We start from the raw sequence: 17490 nt of genomic DNA, 5'->3' as shown, positions 1-17490 counted from the left end.
ACGCTTCGGATCCATGAAAACCACAGTAGCGCCCATAAAAAAACCGGAGTCCGTTGCCGGACTCCGGTATTCATCTCAACCATCTGAAGAGTGATCAGTCACGCACGTAGATGACTTCTACGCCGTCATCATCGTCTTCATCCCAGTCATCATCACCGAGGGATTCATCGAAGGCGCGGGAAGCCGCTGCGGCCTCTGCTTCGGCCTGGGCCAGCTGGTTCTTGTGGTAGTCATCCCACTTGAACTCCACCTTCTCGATGGCGTCCTTGGCATCCTGTTCCAGCTGACGAGGCATGGTATCGAGCAGATCCAGAATGTCGTAGCAGACCTTCTTGGTACCTTGCTTGCTGATAGCGGAGATCTCGTAGACGGGGCCTTCGTAGGCCAACGCACTCTTGACGCGCTCCATCACCTCGGCCGCTTCTTCTTCCAGGATCAAGTCCATCTTGTTGAACACCAACCAACGCGGCTTGCTCGCCAGCTCAGGGCTGTACTTCTCCAGCTCCTTGACGATAGTGACCGCGTTTTCGGCAGGATCGGACTCATCAACCGGACAGATATCAACCAGGTGGATCAACACGCGGCAGCGCTCAAGGTGCTTGAGGAAGCGAATACCCAGACCGGCGCCCTCGGCGGCACCTTCGATCAGGCCCGGAATATCGGCGATCACGAAGGAGCGGGAGTTTTCACCACGTACCACACCCAGATTCGGCACCAGGGTGGTGAAGGGGTAATCGGCAACCTTGGGTTTGGCGGCAGAGACGGCACGAATGAAGGTAGATTTACCGGCATTGGGCAAGCCCAGCATACCGACGTCAGCCAGCAGCAGCAGTTCCAGCTTCAGGGTACGCACTTCACCCTCGGTGCCGTTGCTCTTCTGATAGGGGGCACGGTTGACCGAGCTCTTGAAGCGCGTGTTGCCCAGACCATGGAAACCGCCCTTGGCGACCAGCAGCTTTTGGCCATGCTGGGTCAGGTCACCGAGCCGCTCGCCGGTATCTTCATCGCTGGCACGGGTACCGACCGGCACCTTCAGGGTCAGATCCTTGCCACGGCGACCGGTACAGTTGGCGCTCTGGCCATTCTCACCACGCTCGGCGGCGTGGAAACGCTCGAAACGGTAGTCGATCAGGGTATTCAGGTTTTCATCGGCAAGCAGATAAACGTCGCCGCCATCACCACCGTCGCCACCATCAGGGCCACCGTTGGGGATGAATTTCTCACGGCGAAAGCTCACACAACCGTTACCACCGTCACCGGCATCGACTCGAATTTGGACTTCATCAACAAACTTCATAGGTAACCGTCACCTTAATTCGAAAAACCGATACGCAATTATAGTGGTACAGACCCCTGCGGGCGAGACGCATCTTGGCGATGAGGCCTGTCAGCGCCAGCTCATCCGCGTGCCGTTTTTTCGTCAAACTTTTCAGAAAAACAAAAGCCCCGCCAGGTTGGCGGGGCTTCGGATCCTTGCGGTCCGTAATTACTCAGCAACGATGCTGACGTACTTACGATTCTGCGGACCTTTAACTTCGAACAACACTTTACCAGTCGCAGTAGCGAACAAAGTGTGGTCGGTACCCAGACCAACGTTGGTGCCAGGGTGGAACTTGGTGCCACGCTGACGAACGATGATGCTACCAGCCAGTACAGTTTCGCCGCCGAAGCGCTTGACGCCGAGACGTTTGGCTTCTGAGTCGCGACCGTTACGGGATGAACCGCCAGCTTTTTTATGTGCCATTTTTCAGATTCCTCTCGAATTAAGCGCTGATGCCAGTGATTTTGACTTCAGTGAACCACTGACGGTGGCCCGCTTGCTTACGATGGTGCTTACGACGACGGAACTTGACGATAGTCACTTTCTCGCCACGGCCGTGAGCCACAACTTCAGCTACAACCTTGCCACCTTCAACGAAAGGAGCACCTACTTTAAAAGTGTCGCCTGCAGCAACCATCAGAACTTCATTGAAGTCGATAGTAGCGCCAGTCTCAACGTTCAGCTTTTCAAGACGAACGATTTGACCTTCGGCCACACGGTGTTGTTTTCCGCCGCTTTGGAATACCGCGTACATTTGATTAACTCCGTAAAGGCGAGTCTTTTGCTCAAGGCCAGACCCGCACAAAAACCTATAACAATGGGCCGGCATTCTACGCACATCGATCTGTTCAGGCAAGACCAATTTAGCAAAAAGTTTATTTTGTGCGCACGTGCCGAGCCGTGAATAAACGCTTCACTGTAACCCATTGTGAAATCGTGTAGAATCCCCGCCATTACTAAAACTGCAGACATTGCTGCCCGTCACGTTACGAGATCTATGGACCAACAGACTATTCGAGCGCTCTGTGCCGCCGACATGACGGCGGTCAATGAGCTGATCCTGGCCCGACTTCAGTCCGAGGTCAGTCTGATCAATCAGCTGGGCTTCTATATCGTCAGTGCAGGCGGCAAACGGATGCGTCCCATGCTGACCGTCATGGCTGCAAGAGCACTGGGTTATGAGGGAGAAGATCACCTCAAGCTGGCTGCCATCATAGAGTTCATCCATACCTCGACCCTGCTGCACGACGACGTGGTCGATGAATCCGACCTGCGCCGTGGCCGGGAGACCGCCAATGCCATGTTCGGCAATGCGGCCAGCGTGTTGGTCGGTGACTATCTCTACAGCCGCTCCTTCCAGATGATGGCCGAACTCGCCGACCTGCGCGTGATGGAGATCCTGTCCGACGCCACCAACACCATCGCCGAGGGCGAGGTGCTGCAGTTGATGAACTGCAACGATCCCGACACCACAGAACAGAGCTATATGACGGTCATCTATTGCAAGACCGCCAAGCTGTTTGAGGCCGCGACCCGACTCGCTGCCGTGCTGACCCAGCAAGATGCCCGCATAGAGGCGGCCATGACCGATTACGGCAAGTATCTGGGTACCGCCTTCCAGATCATCGATGACGTCATGGACTACTGCTCTCAGAGTGATGAGATGGGCAAGAATGTCGGCGACGATCTCGCTGAAGGCAAACCGACCCTGCCGCTGCTGCGTGCCATGGAAGTGGGGACGCCGGCCCAGCGTCAGCGCATCCGTGATGCGATAGAACACCGTAACGGCATGGAGCATCTGGACGAGATCCTCACCATTCTGGATGGCACAGGGGCGCTCGACTACTCCCGCCAACGCGCCCGCGAGGAGGCCGACAAGGCCATAGCGGCACTCATGGTGCTGCCGGACTCACAACATCGTCAGGCCCTGATCCAGCTGGCCCAGATGGCAGTACAGCGCAGCGCCTGAATGCTGGCGCCGTGACCAATAAAAGAGAGGCCTGATGGCCTCTTTTTTATTGGTTGATATGCACCAGGGTGGAGAAGAGACAGACCCTGTCTTCATCGCTCAGCCCACCCTCTGCTCAAGAGCGTCCTTGGCCTTTGTTCTACCGCAGCTGCTGCCCAAGCACGTCATCCCCTGGCCCTACTTGTCCCCTCCATTTACCAGCGCCTTTACGAACACGTCATAGGTCAGTGGCAGTGGCCTCCCCCAGCTGAGCATCATCACATCTGTCGGCCTAAACCGGCGTTAAATCCCAGCCATAGAAAAGGGCCCTCACGGGCCCTTTTACATAACGACATGGGACTAACAAGCTTACTGCTTGTTGCCTTCCGGCGACTTGAGGTAGCGGAAGAACTCGCTGTCCGGCTTCAGGACCATCAGGTCGTTGCCACCGGCGAAGCTCTTGCGATAGGCCTCCATGCTACGCACGAAGCTGAAAAACTCGGGGTCTTTCTTGTAGCTGTCGGCATAGATCTTGGCGGCTTCCGCATCCCCTTCACCACGCAGCTGACGCGCATTACTGTCGGCGTCGGCGATCATGACGGTCACCTTGCGGTCGATGTCAGCACGCAGGATTTCAGCCTGCTCGCGACCCTGGGAGCGATGCTCACGGGCCACGGCAGTCCGCTCGGCACGCATCCGCTGATAGATGGAGTTGGAGACTTCCACCGGCAGGTTGATCTGCTTGATGCGCACATCCACCACCTTGATACCGAGCTCGGAAGAGCGCGCCATCTTCATCAGGGCATCTTCCATCACGGTGCTGCGTTCACCGGAGACGATGTCCTTGATGGTGCGATTACCTATCTCGGAACGCAGGCCGTTGTTGATCTTGCGCTTGAGCAGGTCTTCGGCCTGGATCTTGTTGCCACCACCCGTTGCCAGGTAGTACTTGGAGAAGTCCTCGATCTTCCACTTCACGTAGGAGTCGATGATGAGATCTTTCTTCTCCGAGGTGACGAAGCGATCCGCCTGGCCTTCCAGAGTCTGGATGCGAGCATCCATCTTGCGAACCTGGTCGATCACCGGCACCTTGAAGTGCAAGCCTGGCTCGAAGAGACGAGGCTCACCGGAGTCAACTCGCTTCACCTTGCCAAACTGCACCACTATCCCTTTCTGCCCTTCATCGACGATGAAGACGGAAGAGAAGCAGACCATGGCAGCCACAGCGATGACACCAATAGCTATCTTATTCATCTATCAGTTTCTCCCTGTGCTGAAACGGTCACCGCTACGCAGCGGCGTCGGAGTGGAGTTGGCCCCTTCGTTGGACGGCTGAGCCGGTTCCACCGCAGGAGTGCCAGCCGGACGGGCCGGTTGCACCGCATTCGCCTTGCCAGACAGCTTGTCGAGGGGCAGATAGATCATGCTGTTGTTGCCAGCAGGCATGTCGACCAGCACCTTGTTGGTCTGCTGATAGAGCTCTTCCATGGTTTCCAGGTAGATACGCTCACGAGTCAACTCGGGGGCGGCCTGATACTGGGGCAGCAGCTCATTGAAGCGGGCAACTTCACCCTTGGCCTTCAGCACAATCTGGGACTTGTAGCCTTCGGCTTCCTGTTCCAGACGTTTGACCGAGCCGCGAGCCTTTGGCTCCACTTCACGGGCATAGGCTTCGGCTTCACGGATGAAGCGCTGCTCATCTTCCTGAGCGGAGATGGCATCATCGAAGGCATCTTTCACTTCTTCTGGCGGACGCGCCGGCAGGAAGTTGACGTCGACGATTTGCAGACCCATCTGGTAGGGCTCGATGATACCATCGATCACCTGCCAGGTTTCCTGACGAACCTTTTCCCGACCCGTGGTCAGGACATCATCCATCCGGGTGTGGCCAACGACGTAGCGCAGGGCACTGTCGGTGGCCTGACTCAGACTCTCGTCGGCATTGGTCACGCTAAACAGATAGGCTTGGGGATCGACGATGCGATACTGCACGTCCATCTCGACCCGGACCACGTTCTCGTCCTGAGTCAGCATGAAACCAGAGGCTGGCAGGGAGCGTACCGATTCCACATCCACCGGGATGACCCTGTCGATGAAGGTCGGTTTCCAGCGCAGACCCGGATCCACGTTATGGGAGTACTCCCCAAAACGCAGCACCACGCCACGCTCGGCCTCGCGAATGGTATAGAAGCCGCTGACGACCCACACCACCACGGCGACCAGCAGGGCGATGGAGAGGCCGAACTTGCCTATCTCTCCACCGGATTTACCACCGCCGCCAAACAGACCGCCGAAGCGACGGCTGACCTTGCGCAGCATCTCGTCCAGATCAGGGGGTCCCTGAGTCTTGCCGTTATTCCCCCAAGGGTCACGGTCTTTGCCGTTGTTACCAGGCTCATTCCAAGCCATCAGCATCTCCATTTAAATACTTGCGAATGGATGTCATCTCTATCGGCAATCAGTCCACCAGGCTCAGTAGCCCATGTGATGGATCAATGCATGATAAAGCGTTGTAAAACTTCACCTTCTTGCTTCACGAGGCGGTTCCAGTCGGCCACTTGCAAGCGGACTTCCAGCACGAAATCCCCCTCCTCGCTAAAACCTTCCTGCTCTATCCCTTTGAGGCGATAGAGGGTACTGCGCAACCGGGCGGCCGAGGGTGGCAACTGCAACCTGTGGTGCACCATGGTGCCAGCCAACAACTCGGTCAGGGCCTGGAACAAGAGTTCGCGGCCTTCACCCGTCTGGGCGGAGAGCCAAACCCGTACCGGTCGGCCCTCATCGTCACGCTCCAGCATGGCGGGGCGATCGCTCAGCTTGTCAATCTTGTTACAGATCATCAGCTGGGGGCGATCATCGGACTCGATCTCGACCAAGACCCGCTGCACGGCGTCAATATTCTCCTGCATCTGCTCGTCGGCGCAATCCACCACATGCAGTAGCAGGTCAGCCTCCCGGGTCTCTTGCAGGGTCGCCTTGAAGGCCGCGACCAGATCATGAGGAAGGTGTCGAATAAAGCCTACCGTGTCCGCCAGTATCACATCTCCTACGTCCCGGATCTCCACTTTACGCAGCGTCGGGTCCAGAGTTGCGAACAACTGATCGGCAGCATACACGCTGGCATCTGTAAGTTGGTTGAACAAAGTGGATTTTCCGGCGTTGGTATAACCCACCAGAGAAACGGTTGGTACTTCATTGCGATTGCGGGCACGACGGCCCTGTTCCCGCTGCTTGGCGACCTTGTCGAGCCGACGCAAGATGGCCTTGATGCGTTCACGCAACAGACGACGATCGGTTTCAAGCTGGGTTTCACCCGGGCCACGCAGGCCGATACCGCCCTTCTGGCGCTCAAGGTGAGTCCAGCCACGGATCAGTCGGGTAGAGAGGTGGCGCAACTGGGCCAGTTCGACTTGCAGCTTGCCTTCATGGGTACGGGCGCGCTGGGCGAAGATATCGAGAATGAGGCCGGTTCTGTCGACGACCCGGCACTGGAACAAGCGCTCCAGGTTGCGCTCCTGGGCAGGGGTCAGGGCATGGTTGAAGATCACCACATCCGCCCCCAGGGCTTGCACCTCGGAGGCGATCTCTTCCGCCTTGCCGCTGCCGACAAAGAACTTGGCGCTGGGCGCACTGCGACTGGTGGTGACGACGCCCAACATGTTGACCCCGGCAGAGCTCACCAACAGCTTGAGCTCTTCGAGATCCTCACGTTCCCCTTCATCACTGAAGTTGACATGCACCAGCACAGCCTGTTCGCCTGCTTCATAACGGTCAAACAAGCGCTTGCTCCTTAACTGGACTCATGAGGCATGGCGAGCTGGCTCGCCGCTTGGACTCACTCCTCACTGTCACCTGACGGCTCATCACCCTGACCAGTGACGGTATGCTGATGATGGTTGACGGCGCGAGCCGGCACCACGGTGGAGATGGCATGCTTGTAGACCATCTGGCTGACGGTGTTCTTGAGCAAAATGACGAATTGGTCGAAAGATTCGATTTGACCCTGCAGTTTGATGCCGTTCACCAAATAGATAGAAACAGGAATCCGCTCACGGCGCAGCGCATTCAAAAACGGGTCTTGGAGTGATTGCCCCTTAGCCATCTTCTTTTTTCCTTATAGTTTGTTGTTTTTAAACACCGGATATCACTATAACAACCTGATTATACAGGGAGTGTCAAGCCGCACCAGCGCAGGCAATGACCCTGGCGAGGTTGTCAGACTCACCAGATCCCAACCAGGTGACCTCAGGCCATCCCCTCAACCAGGTCATTTGCCGTTTAGCAAGCTGACGAGTGGCAACGATGCCACGATAACGCATCTCATCATACCCCAGTTCCCCGGCCAGGTAGTCCCACATTTGGCGGTAGCCAACGCAGCGAATTGAGGGTAGGTCCGGCGTCAGATCCCCCCGTGCGCGCAGGGCCCTGACCTCGTTCTCGAACCCTCGGGCCAGCATGAGATCGAAACGCTGTTCGATCCGCTCATGCAGCTGAGCCCTCTCGGTCGGGGCAATGGCAAATTGATGCACCCGATAGGGCAACCCCTCCCCCTGCACCTGAGTCAGCTCGGTGAGGGTCTTGCCGCTGATGCGATAGACCTCGAGGGCCCGGCTCAGCCGCTGGGGATCATTGGGATGAATACGCGCCCCGGCCACAGGATCGATGCGCACCAGCTCGTCGTGCAGGGCCTGCCAGCCCAGCCGGGCCGCATCGGCCTCAATGCTGGCGCGAATGACGGGCTCGGCCGAGGGCAGCGGAGAGAGCCCCTCCAGCAGTGCCTTGAAATAGAGCATGGTGCCGCCGACCAGCAAGGGAATGCGGCCGCGACTGGCAATCTCGTCCATTTCGCGCAAGGCATCACGGCAAAAATCCGCCGCCGAGTAACTCAGCGCCGGATCCAGAATATCGATCAATCGATGGGGGGCGAGCCTGAGCTCGTCGACACTCGGTTTGGCGGTGCCGATGTCCATGCCGCGATAGATGAGCGCGGAATCCACGCTGATGATGTCGCAGGGCAGGGTCTGGCACAGTTCGATGGCGAGATCCGTCTTGCCGGAGGCGGTAGGCCCCATCAGAAAAATGGCAGTCGGCAAGTCAGTCACGGTCAATTCCTTTCACAAAACGCTAAAAATGGGGGGCTGCCCCATGCAAGTCAGCTGCGAGTGGCTTCACTCTTCCTCAAACTCGGCCAGGGCCGCGGCCAGGGAGAGGGGGCGCAGCAGCCCCTTGTCACCACGCGGATCACCCAGTTGGCTCACCAGCTCACCAAGCAGGCGAGTGGCCGTGGCAAAGTCATATTGTTTGTCACTGGCCAAGCCTTGTTCGACCAGCCACTGACAGAGCACCTGAGCCTGCTCCTCGTTGCTGGCAGCACTCAACCCTTCGAGGAGTTGCAGCAGCTCGGGCAGCAAACGGGCCAGATCAGTCTGGCGCAGCAGCGCCGGCACCCGAGTCAGGATCATGGTGTCGCGACCACCGCTTTTCAACTCGAGTCCCATGCGTTTGAGCAGCTTTTCCTGTTCGGCGGCCACCCCATGGAGGGATTTGGGCAATTTAAAGGCGACGGGCAGCAGCAGCGGCTGGGCGGCCAGCCCCTGCCCCCAACCTTCGAGCAGCCAGTGGCGCAGCAGGCGCCGTTCGGCCACAACCAACCGTAGCAGAGCGAGCCCGCCTCCCTGCTCGAGCAGCAGATAACGTCCCTCCACCAACGTCAGGGCCCGAGCGGTGCCCTCGATGTGCGCTTCATCCCGGGACGCCGTGCTGGTCGGAGGTGGCGCCTGGAGAGCGGGCAAGGTCGTCAACAGGGCCTCCATGCCACGCAGCGCCTCCCGAGTGGGGGCCTGCGGCAGATCCCCACCATGAGAGCTCTGCCCCCTGGCCAAGGTCGTGCGCGGCTGACTAGCGGGACGGTCGCTGCCCATGATGCCATCAGATCCGCCCTGACGGGCCCCCTCCCGCACCTCGGTGGGGGCACGATAGCCGTGTTCTGCCCCATACCAGTCGGTGCGCGCCGCTTGCCCCGGATAGTCGGGAGCCGTGGTCGGCAGGCTCACCTCACTCATCGCCAGAGGCTCCTGACGGTCGGCCTGGTGCAGGGCGCTAAACAGCGCCTGATAAATGAAGTCGTGGATGAGCCGCGCCTGATGAAAACGCACCTCGTGCTTGGCGGGGTGCACATTGACGTCCACCTGACGGGGATCCAGCTCGATATAGAGCACGTAGGCGGCAAAGCGATCCGGTCCCAGCAGCTCGTCATAGGCCTGGCGGATGGCATGATTGATCAGCTTGTCGCGCATCATGCGGCCGTTGACATAGGTGTATTGCAGATCATTCTGCGGCCTGGCCCCGGCCGGGGTCGCCAACCAGCCGCGCAGTCGCACGTCGCTGTGCTCGCTCTCGATGGCGAGGGCATGGTGCATGAAGGGGGTGCCGCACACGGCGGCGAGGCGGCGCTCCTGCTCTTGCACCGAACTGGCGGCGCGATACTGGCGCACCAGCTTGTCATTGTGGCGCAGCAGCAGGGTGATATCGAAGCGCGACAGGGCGATGCGGCGCACCAGCTCATCGATGTGGGCAAACTCGGTCTTTTCGCTGCGCATGAACTTGCGCCGCGCCGGGGTATTGAAGAAGAGATCCACCACCTCGACCGTGGTGCCGACGGGATGGGCGGCGGGTCTAATGGTGACATTCATCTCCCGTCCCTCTGCCTCGGCCTGCCAGGCTTCGGACTGTTCCTGAGTACGCGACGTGAAACTGAGCCGGGAGACAGAACTGATGGAGGCGAGCGCCTCTCCCCGAAATCCGAGGCTGTTGATCCCTTCCAGATCATCCAGGGTCGCCACCTTGGAGGTCGCGTGCCGTGACAAGGCCAGCACCAGCTCATCCTTGGGCACGCCGCAGCCGTTGTCACGGATGCGGATCAGCTTGGTACCCCCTTTGTCTATGTCGATCTCTATCCGGTTCGCCCCCGCATCCAGGCTGTTCTCGACCAGCTCCTTGACGACGGAGGAGGGGCGTTCCACTACCTCACCCGCTGCTATCTGGTTGGCGAGAATAGGAGGCAAAATACGGATCTGCATCGCTTACTCCTGATTGTTGAACCTGGGGAATACAGGTACCTGCACCACGACGGAGGGACGCTCAACCACCTCGCCAGCGGCTACCTGGTTGGCGAGAATAGGAGGCAAAACACGGATCTGCATCGCTTATCCTTTGGGTATGTAGAGCACCTGCCCAATCTGGATCTCGTTGGATTTCAGATTGTTGTATTTAGCAAGCCGGGACATGGAGATGCCGTGGCGCTCGGCAAGCCGTGACAGGCTCTCGCCGCGGGTTACCACGTGTCTGATGCTGCGCTGCTTGTCGATGGTATTCGCGCCGCTGAGGCTGGTCATCGGCTTGATAACACCCGCCCCGGATGCGCTGACCACGGGGGCGCCGCTGCGAGCAGACTGGCTAACAGGCGCCACCTGACTGACGGCTGGCTGGGTGCTGCGCGTCGACGCGCTGCTCACCTTGCCCGACATGATGTGGCCCTTGACGGGATGCGCCTTGTAGTAGTTGCGGATCCCGTGGAAGATCGCCTGGGCCAGCTTGTTCTGATAAGCATTGCTGGCCAGCAGCTTCTCCTCTTCGTGGTTGGAGATAAAACCCGTCTCCACCAGCACGGAAGGGATATCCGGCGCCTTGAGCACTGCCAGACTGGCATGCTCTGGGGCGGACTTGTGCAGGCGGGCGACTCGCCCCATCTCTTTCAAGATCATGCGGCTGACGTCATAGCCCTCGGCGCGGGACTTGTCCATGGAGAGATCCAGGAAGGTGCGCGCCAAGTAGGGGTTGGGGTCAGACTCGGCAATCACCTTGCCCACACCACCCAGCAGCTCGCCCTGCTTCTCCTGCTTCTCCAGCCAGCTGCCCATCTCGCGATTGGCCCTGTTGGTCGAGAGTACCCAGACCGAGGCACCGCGCGGACGCGGGTTGGTGAAGCTGTCCGCATGCACCGAGACCAGCAGATCCGCCTTGGACTTGCGCGCAATCTCGGAACGTTTATTGAGATCGACGAAGTAGTCCCCGCGGCGGGTCATCACCGCCTGCATGCCGGGTTCACGATTGATGAGCGCGGCCAGCTTCTGGGAAACCGCCAGGGTGACTCGCTTCTCGTAGGTGCGACGCGGACCTATGGAGCCAGGATCCTCACCGCCGTGACCGGGATCGATGGCGATGATCACCTTGCTGCCCGGGGTCGCGGGGGCCGGCGTGGCATGACGGGCCGAACTCTCCTCATAGGGGAGATCGATCACCAGCCGGTGGCCATAGGGACCGGCTGGCGCCAATGGAAATACCACCGGCTTGATGGTCGACTTGAGATCCAGCACCAGACGCAGGCCTCCCTTGTCCACCGGCGTGCTCTCGCGGATCTTGCGTACCAGCTCGCTCTTGTTCTCGACCCGGGCCAGATTGGCGCCATTGCTGGCCCCCTTGAGGTCGATGACCAGCCGATCCGGCCCGGTCAGGGTGAAATAGTTGAATTGGGGCGAACTGGAGAGATCCAGCACCACCCGAGTGTTGTCGGGCGAGGGCCAGATCCGCACACTCTTGAGCTGATTGGCCCAGGTCGGTGAGGCAAGCAGAATAAAACACAGGGAAATTATCAGACGCACTTGGGTTGCAACCGTTCCAGAATAGCTTCGCCGATCGCAGTACGGGCCACCAGCAGGGCCTCGCGCTGCATGTCTACATATGTCAGGGTAATCTCGAGATCCGGGGCGGCTAGCCAACCTTCTCCCTTCTCAGGCCACTCAACCAGACAGAGGGTGTTGGGGCCGAAATAGTCACGGATCCCCATGAACTCCAGCTCCTCGGGATCTGCCAATCGATACAAATCAAAGTGATAGACCTGCCAGGCTCCGAGCTCATAGGGCTCGACCAGTGTATAAGTCGGACTCTTTACCTTGCCTGAATGGCCGAGTCCCTGGATCCAGCCACGGGTGAGCGTCGTCTTGCCCGCCCCCAGGGTGCCGTGCATAAAGACGGTGGTCGCTACTTGGCTGGCGCGCGCCAACTGACCACCCAGATTTACGGTCGCTGCCTCATCCGGCAACGCTATCATCAACTGTTTTGCCATCGTCTTCTTAACTTGTCAGGAGTGTCGGGATTGGCCAGAAAGCGGATCCATGGCAACAGGTCAGATGCCAGCATGCCTCTCTCCCCTTCTGACGCCGCCAGATCGGCAGCCTCCCCATGGAGCACTGCGCCCAGGCAGGTTGCATCACGCGCCCCTAGCCCCTGGGCCAAAAGGGCGGCGATTATACCAGATAACAGGTCACCCATGCCGCCGCTGGCCATGCCGGGATTCCCCTCATGGCAGAGCCAGACCTGTTTACCATCCGCGATGAGTGTACCTGCCCCCTTGAGCAGCACGACGCCGCCATAGGTGCCCTGCAGGGTCTGTACGGCGGCGAAGCGATCGGCCTCCACCTCGGCGGTGCTGCAACCCAACAGGCGGGCTGCCTCGGCGGGATGGGGCGTGAGCACCCAATTATCCTGATGGCGGGGCTGTAGCGCCAGCCAATTCAATCCATCTGCATCCAATACCAGTGGCAGCTCCCGGCACAAAGCCTGCTTGAACAGGGCCCCGCCCCAGGCATCGAGGCCCAGTCCTGGCCCCAGCACCCGTACTGATCCCCAGGGATTGACTCCGCCCGCCCGGAGCCTCTCTCCAGGCAGGGTCTCTGCCGCCGATAAAGAGCCGACCAGCGCGTCGCGCGCTAATGTCATGATCTCGGGCTGGGCCTGGCTGGCGGGAGCATTCATCGGATGCTGGCACACCTTGACCAGCCCGGCCCCGGTACGCAAGCAGGCCATGGCTGCCAGCAAGATGGCCCCCGCCATGCCCTGATTGCCGCCAATCAGCAGCACACGGCCTTGCTCTCCCTTGTGGGCGCAGCGTGCACGGGGGACTAACAGATGAGCCAGGGCGGGATAATCGATACGTCGGGCGGCGGGCGCTTGCCAATGACTCAGATCCAGACCGAGAGGGTCCAGATCCAGCTCCCCACACCAGCTCGGTCCCTGGCCGGTGAGCAGCCCCTGCTTGAGCCCGACCAGGCAGAGAGTACGAGTCGCCCGCACCGGGCTGGCCATGATGTGGCCGGTATCGGCATCCAGCCCTGAGGGGAGATCCACGGCCAGCAGCGGCACGGGCAAACGATTGATGGTTGCGACAATCTTTGTCATCGCCGGCGTGAGTGGCAGGCGGACGCCGCTGCCAAGCAGCGCATCTATCAGCAGATCCGGAAGGGAAACCGGCTCGGCAAGGGTCAGATGGACATCCTCGAAGCGTTCAACCTGACCCCCCGCCGCCAGGAAAGCGGCCGCGGCCCGATGAGCATCCCCCTTGAGCTGCGCCGGGGCTCGCGCGGCGATGACTCTCACTCTGAAGCCAGCAGCCTGCGCCAACCGGGCCAATACATAGCCATCGCCGCCATTATTGCCGGGGCCGGTAAAGATCCACCAGTGATGGGCAGCTGGCCAATGCCCCTTGGCATAATCAAACAGCGCGGTGCCGGCGCGCTCCATCAACTCATAGAGCGACACCCCCGCAGCGGCGGCCAGTTCCGCCTCGGCACGGCGAATTTGTTCGCTACGCCATAGCGCGCTGGGGAGCCGTGGGCCATGACTGCGCGGTTCGTTGAGGAGCTGTGGTAAACTGCCCCCTCCTTCCCTGTTGATCTGCATCATGACGGCTCCCGATTTCGACAAACTGGCCCAAGATATCAAGCTCTGGGCACGCGAGCTAGGATTTGACCAGGCTGGCATCACGGACACTGACCTGCACCAGGAAGAGCCCAGGTTGCAGGCCTGGCTCGATGCCGGCTATCACGGCACCATGGACTACATGGCCCGTCACGGCATGATGCGCGCCCGCCCCCATGAGCTGCTGCCGGGCACCCTGCGGGTGCTGTCGGTACGGATGAATTATCTCCCCTTCGAGGCGGGTTTCGCCGCGACCCTGCGCGATCCCAGCCTCGGCTATATCAGCCGTTATGCCCTGGGCCGCGACTACCACAAGCTGCTGCGCGCCAGGCTCAAACAGCTCGGTGAGCGGATTGAGGCGCGCTGCGAGACCCTGGGCTGGCGTCCCTTCGTCGACTCGGCCCCCGTGCTGGAGCGGCCACTCGCCGCCAAGGCTGGGCTCGGCTGGGTTGGCAAACACTCACTTTTGCTCAATGAGTCCGCCGGTTCCTTCTTCTTCCTCGGCGAACTCCTGCTGAGCCTGCCGCTGCCCATCGACCAGCCGGTGGAGAAAGAGCAGTGCGGCAAGTGCGTGGCCTGCATCAACATCTGTCCCACCGGTGCCATCATCGCGCCCTATGTGGTGGATGGGCGGCGCTGCATCTCCTACCTCACCATAGAGAGTGACGAGCCTATTCCTGTCGAGCTCAGGCCCCTGCTCGGTAACCGTATCTATGGCTGTGATGACTGCCAGCTCATCTGCCCCTGGAACCGTTACGCCGATGCCAGCCCCGAGCCTGACTTCAGTCCGCGCGCCAATCTGCACAGCCCCAAGCTGCTGGATCTCTGGGCCTGGTCCGAGGCTCTCTTCCTGAAAAATACCGAGGGGAGCCCGATCCGCCGCATCGGTTATCAACGCTGGCGCCGCAACCTGGCAGTGGCGCTCGGCAACGGCCCGGCCGATGAAGCCGTCTTCACCGCCCTGCACGCAGCCCTGCCAAGCGCCGATCCCATGGTGGCCGAGCACATCAGCTGGGCAGTGGCGAGCCTGACCGCCCGTCAGCAGGGTGAGAACCGCAAGACCAAGCTGCTCATCCGCTGCATCGAAAAGGGTCTGCCGGATCACGCTTAATCTCACTGTCACCTCTGCTAACTCGCGATCAGAGCCAGTAGCCATGCCCTTGATCGACAAGAGATCAGCGACAGATCACGCTTGAGGATCGGCCTCCTTGCTGTTTCCTCGCACATTTCCCATGCTTTAGCGCACCAGTGTGGCGTCATCATCATAAGGATCGGAGCAGATGCAGATATTGGGTGTGGACATAGGAGGCTCGGGCATCAAGGGGGCCCTGGTCGATACAAAGCGCGGCGAACTCATCGGCGAACGCCATCGCATCCCGACCCCGCAGCCCGCCACCCCGGCCGCCATCGCCCATGCCCTCAAGCAACTGGTCGAACACTTCCAGTGGCAGGGCCCCATCGGCTGCGGTTTCCCGGCCACCATACACCACGGGGTCGCGAAGAATGCCTCCAATATCGACAAGAGCTGGATCGAGACGGACGCGGCCAGGCTGTTTGGCGAAGTGACAGGTCAGCCCTGCTTCGTGCTCAATGACGCCGATGCCGCAGGCCTGGCCGAGATGCGGTTTGGCGCAGGCCAGGGCCATGATGGGGTCGTCATCCTGATCACCGTCGGTACCGGCATAGGCACGGCCCTGTTTGTGGGTGGCCATCTGCTGCCCAATACCGAACTGGGTCACCTGATGCTGGAGGGCATGATAGCCGAACACTACTGCTCGGATGCGGCGCGCAAGCGGGAGGAGATCTCCTGGAGCAAGTGGGGCAAGCGTTTCAACCAATATCTGGCCCGGCTCGAGTTCCTCTTCTCGCCGGATCTCTTCATCCTGGGCGGGGGCACTGCCGCCAAACTCGACAAGTTTGTCGACAAGATAGCCACCCGGGCGCCGCTTATCGCCGCCGCCAGCCTCAACCAGGCAGGGATCATCGGGGCCGCGCTCTATGCCGCCGAACAGGCAGCCACTCGTTCGAAACCGACAAAAAAGGCCCCGTAAGGGGCCTTGGATTTACCGGGACCAAGCACTTCCTATCGGGGCAGGCTTGCGATGTAGCGCTCTACCACACCCTTCACGAAAAGCTGACAGGCCTCCCCCGTTTTCGGATCATAGTGGCCGCCATTGGTCAGGTTGTTGGAGAGGATACGGATCGAGAGGAAAGGGATCTGGAAGGCATCGGCTATCTGCGCCGCTGCCGCCCCTTCCATCTCTTCCACGCTGGTGCCGAACTCCCGGTGGAACCAGTTGATGCGATCTACCTCGCTGTTCCAGAAGTTGGCAGACCCCACCGTCCCTTCGACGACCTTCCCCCTGGCATAGGCTACCTGCCGGGCGATGTCGATGAGCGGCTGGCTTCCCTCGTAGTAACGGATCTTGTTGGCATCGTCGCCACCCGCACTGCCGGCAGATGCCATGATATCCATCGGCAGCCACGCCAGCGCATCGACCCCCTGCCCTTCTGCTCGCTGGGGTGTCTTCAGATTGCCAATGTTGACGGTCCGCTTGCCCAGCACAATGTCACCCACCTTGAGCTGCTTGTCATGGCCCCCGGCCGTGCCCTGGTTGATGATGGCCAGGGGGTGATAGCGACCAATGGCGATGGCCGTCGCCGCGGCCGTGTTCTCCAGCCCCTTGCCGGTCTGGCTGACGATCACCGGGTAACCGTTCAGAGTCCCCCGGTAGAAGAGGTAGGGACCAACCTGCTCCATCACCACCCCTTGCAACAAGGAGGCAAAGTGCTCGGCTTCGATGGGCATGGGTCCCTGGATCAGGATGGGAGACGAAGGAGGATGATCGTGGCCGGCCACAGTGACACTGCTGAGTGACTGGGCCTGGGTCGTCATGCTCATGGCCATCATCAAGGCCATGAACCACTGTGTGAGATTACGCATTGCCAAACTACTCCTCTGCTCGTGTACTCGGGTCATGGGCAGCAGGCCCATCAACCATATAGGGCGCGGATTATCGCACAAAACAGCAAACGTTTTCATGGCAAAGCGAAGTGATAAATAGCTGAAAAATGTGGGTAATAATACTCAAGGTAACTGAATGTCGGAGATGAAAGAGGGTACTTCGAGGAGAGATTGGAGCGGGAAACGAGACTCGAACTCGCGACCCCGACCTTGGCAAGGTCGTGCTCTACCAACTGAGCTATTCCCGCAACAGGTACTGCTGGTATGACGGTGTTTATGGATGCTTGGAGCGGGAAACGAGACTCGAACTCGCGACCCCGACCTTGGCAAGGTCGTGCTCTACCAACTGAGCTATTCCCGCATCGATTCGACTGGCGTCGATGCATCTGCAAACACGGCTTTCTTCGATTGGAGCGGGAAACGAGACTCGAACTCGCGACCCCGACCTTGGCAAGGTCGTGCTCTACCAACTGAGCTATTCCCGCAACAGGTACTGCTGGT

At 59.9% G+C, this 17490-nt stretch carries 16 protein-coding genes and 3 tRNA genes; 3 read left to right on the top strand and 16 right to left on the bottom strand.

The genetic code is table 11. From position 1 onward, the window contains the following. Positions 1-94: 94 nt before the first annotated feature. The 3 genes from cgtA to rplU all read right to left on the bottom strand — a co-directional run bounded on the left by cgtA (position 95) and on the right by rplU (position 2075). The gene (gene cgtA / locus M2367_RS00095) at positions 95-1297 is read right to left on the bottom strand and encodes an Obg family GTPase CgtA (RefSeq protein ID WP_042040958.1); all 1203 of its coding nucleotides are present in this window, start codon (positions 1295-1297) and stop codon (positions 95-97) included. 189 nt (positions 1298-1486) lie between these two features. Continuing rightward, complete coding sequence (rpmA, locus tag M2367_RS00090; RefSeq protein ID WP_005911261.1) at positions 1487-1744, bottom strand: 50S ribosomal protein L27; 258 nt, start codon at positions 1742-1744, stop codon at positions 1487-1489. Between the two features lie 19 nt (positions 1745-1763). Continuing rightward, on the bottom strand, positions 1764-2075 hold the full coding sequence (rplU, locus tag M2367_RS00085; RefSeq protein WP_005304210.1) for a 50S ribosomal protein L21: 312 nt from the start codon (positions 2073-2075) through the stop codon (positions 1764-1766). Positions 2076-2318: 243 nt separating this feature from the next. Here rplU and ispB point away from each other — a divergent pair, with 243 nt between their 5' ends. Next, positions 2319-3290 carry an octaprenyl diphosphate synthase gene (gene ispB, locus M2367_RS00080; RefSeq protein ID WP_042040959.1) on the top strand — a complete coding sequence of 324 codons (972 nt, stop codon included), beginning with the start codon at positions 2319-2321 and terminating at the stop codon, positions 3288-3290. A gap of 348 nt (positions 3291-3638) precedes the next feature. On the opposite strand, the gene hflC is transcribed toward ispB, so the two are convergent. From hflC to M2367_RS00035, 9 genes are all read right to left on the bottom strand, one after another. Beyond that, positions 3639-4523 (bottom strand): protease modulator HflC, encoded by an 885-nt coding sequence (gene hflC / locus M2367_RS00075; RefSeq protein ID WP_042040960.1) that lies wholly within the window; start codon positions 4521-4523, stop codon positions 3639-3641. A 3-nt stretch (positions 4524-4526) separates the two neighbouring features. Beyond that, on the bottom strand, positions 4527-5678 hold the full coding sequence (hflK, locus tag M2367_RS00070; RefSeq protein WP_042041021.1) for an FtsH protease activity modulator HflK: 1152 nt from the start codon (positions 5676-5678) through the stop codon (positions 4527-4529). 83 nt (positions 5679-5761) lie between these two features. Beyond that, positions 5762-7048: a ribosome rescue GTPase HflX gene (gene hflX / locus M2367_RS00065; RefSeq protein WP_042040961.1), complete on the bottom strand. Its 1287-nt coding sequence runs from the start codon at positions 7046-7048 to the stop codon at positions 5762-5764. 56 nt (positions 7049-7104) lie between these two features. Beyond that, positions 7105-7371: an RNA chaperone Hfq gene (gene hfq / locus M2367_RS00060; RefSeq protein ID WP_259235442.1), complete on the bottom strand. Its 267-nt coding sequence runs from the start codon at positions 7369-7371 to the stop codon at positions 7105-7107. Between the two features lie 73 nt (positions 7372-7444). Then, positions 7445-8341: a tRNA (adenosine(37)-N6)-dimethylallyltransferase MiaA gene (miaA, locus tag M2367_RS00055; RefSeq protein WP_259235822.1), complete on the bottom strand. Its 897-nt coding sequence runs from the start codon at positions 8339-8341 to the stop codon at positions 7445-7447. A 96-nt stretch (positions 8342-8437) separates the two neighbouring features. Further along, entirely contained in the window at positions 8438-10348 is a 1911-nt protein-coding gene (mutL, locus tag M2367_RS00050; protein WP_259235441.1) for a DNA mismatch repair endonuclease MutL, read from the bottom strand. A 126-nt stretch (positions 10349-10474) separates the two neighbouring features. Continuing rightward, the gene (locus M2367_RS00045; RefSeq protein WP_042040964.1) at positions 10475-11929 is read right to left on the bottom strand and encodes an N-acetylmuramoyl-L-alanine amidase; all 1455 of its coding nucleotides are present in this window, start codon (positions 11927-11929) and stop codon (positions 10475-10477) included. Next, a complete protein-coding gene (gene tsaE, locus M2367_RS00040; protein WP_224431174.1) occupies positions 11920-12393 on the bottom strand; it encodes a tRNA (adenosine(37)-N6)-threonylcarbamoyltransferase complex ATPase subunit type 1 TsaE in 474 nt (157 codons plus the stop codon). Before tsaE ends, M2367_RS00045 begins: the two co-directional genes overlap by 10 nt. After that, positions 12378-14009 carry an NAD(P)H-hydrate dehydratase gene (locus M2367_RS00035; RefSeq protein ID WP_259235440.1) on the bottom strand — a complete coding sequence of 544 codons (1632 nt, stop codon included), beginning with the start codon at positions 14007-14009 and terminating at the stop codon, positions 12378-12380. The genes tsaE and M2367_RS00035 overlap by 16 nt, the downstream gene beginning before the upstream one ends. On the opposite strand from M2367_RS00035, the gene queG reads away from it, so the two are divergent. Then, the gene (queG, locus tag M2367_RS00030) at positions 14008-15135 is read left to right on the top strand and encodes a tRNA epoxyqueuosine(34) reductase QueG (RefSeq protein ID WP_259235439.1); all 1128 of its coding nucleotides are present in this window, start codon (positions 14008-14010) and stop codon (positions 15133-15135) included. The two genes, M2367_RS00035 and queG, sit on opposite strands and share 2 nt — an antisense overlap. A gap of 169 nt (positions 15136-15304) precedes the next feature. Continuing rightward, positions 15305-16075, top strand: coding sequence for a polyphosphate--glucose phosphotransferase (gene ppgK / locus M2367_RS00025; protein WP_224431176.1), 771 nt, complete (start codon positions 15305-15307; stop codon positions 16073-16075). A 32-nt stretch (positions 16076-16107) separates the two neighbouring features. On the opposite strand, the gene M2367_RS00020 is transcribed toward ppgK, so the two are convergent. From M2367_RS00020 to M2367_RS00005, 4 genes are all read right to left on the bottom strand, one after another. Beyond that, positions 16108-16968 (bottom strand): 5'-methylthioadenosine/S-adenosylhomocysteine nucleosidase, encoded by an 861-nt coding sequence (locus M2367_RS00020; protein WP_224431177.1) that lies wholly within the window; start codon positions 16966-16968, stop codon positions 16108-16110. Between the two features lie 193 nt (positions 16969-17161). After that, positions 17162-17237, bottom strand: a tRNA-Gly gene (locus tag M2367_RS00015). Between the two features lie 37 nt (positions 17238-17274). Continuing rightward, positions 17275-17350 (bottom strand) — tRNA-Gly (locus M2367_RS00010). Positions 17351-17398: 48 nt separating this feature from the next. Then, a tRNA-Gly gene (locus tag M2367_RS00005) sits at positions 17399-17474 on the bottom strand. Between the last annotated feature and the right edge of the window lie 16 nt (positions 17475-17490).

The sequence above is a fragment of the Aeromonas sp. BIGb0445 genome (assembly GCF_024809075.1).
Taxonomy (GTDB): Bacteria; Pseudomonadota; Gammaproteobacteria; order Enterobacterales; family Aeromonadaceae; genus Aeromonas; species Aeromonas rivuli.
Note: the sequence above shows the minus strand (reverse complement) of the source record. Positions and strands in the feature narration are given on the sequence as shown.